This window comes from Streptomyces sp. WELS2 (genome assembly GCF_013870595.1).
Taxonomy (GTDB): Bacteria; Actinomycetota; Actinomycetes; order Streptomycetales; family Streptomycetaceae; genus Streptomyces.
The window spans coordinates 1-1,038 of sequence record NZ_JACBWZ010001358.1; the positions used below are offsets into that span (position 1 = coordinate 1).

The 1,038-nt window shown below is 77.2% G+C and carries 1 pseudogene; it reads left to right on the forward strand.

From position 1 onward, the window contains the following. Nucleotides 1-1,038 (forward strand): annotated as a pseudogene (locus H5J33_RS36350) (molecular chaperone Hsp90); the annotation flags it as partial.

The window sequence follows — 1,038 nt, forward strand, 5'->3', positions numbered from 1 at the left end:
TCGTGGTTGCCGGGGACGCACAGGGGGACGCCGAGGTGGTGGAGGGCGCCGGCGGGGCTGGAGCGCCGCGCCGAGCTGCGCACCCTGGGTGTCGCCCGGCTGCCGCTCGCCGACGCCGTCGACCGGCTCGCCGGGCTGGAGAAGGAGCCGCAGTGGTGGCGGCGGCTGTACGACAGCCTCGCCGGGGTCGACCCGGAGCGGCTGTCCGGGCTGCCGGTGCCGCTGGCCGACAACAGGACCACGATCGGGCCCCGGCAGGTGCTGCTGCCCACCCCGGACGCCGCCCGGATCGACCCGGACGTGCTGGGGCGGCTCGGGCTGAAGGTCGCCCACCCGGACGCCGCGCACCCGCTGCTGGAGAAGCTGGGCGCGCTGCCCGCGACCCCGCGCGCGGTGCTGACCACCCCGCAGGTGCGGGCCGCCGTGGCGGGTTCCCTGGAGGAGGACGGCGCCCTGGGCTGGGAGGAGGACGCGCCGGACGCCGAGGAGCTGGCCGAGACCGTGCTCGCCCTGGTCCGGGACGCGGGGCTGGAGCCCGGTGACGAGCCCTGGCTGGGCGCCCTCGCGCTGCCCGACGAGGACGGCGAACTCGCGCCCGCCGGTGAGCTGGTGTTTCCCGGCAGCCCCTTCGCCCGGGTGATCCGGGAGGGGGAACTCGCCGCCGTGGACGCCGAGTGGGCCGAGCGGTGGGGTGAGCAGCCGCTGACCGCGTGCGGCGTGCTGGCGGACTTCGCGCTGGTCCGCGCCACCGACGTCGTGCTGGACCCGGACGAACTGGAGCCGCGCGAGGGCGACTTCGCCGAGCCTGACGACGCGGGGCTGCTGGACGCCGTGGACGTGTGGTGCGAGGACATCCTCGACCGGTTCCCGGACAGCCCGGTGCCGCCCGTCGCCACCGAACTCGTCGCCGTACGCGACCTGGAGCTGGTGGACGACGACCACTGGCCCGAGGCGCTCGCCCTGCTGGCCCGGCCGCCGCTGCGGGACGCCCTGACCCAGCCCGTGCGCGTCCTGCTGCCCGACGGCACCCACGAGGCC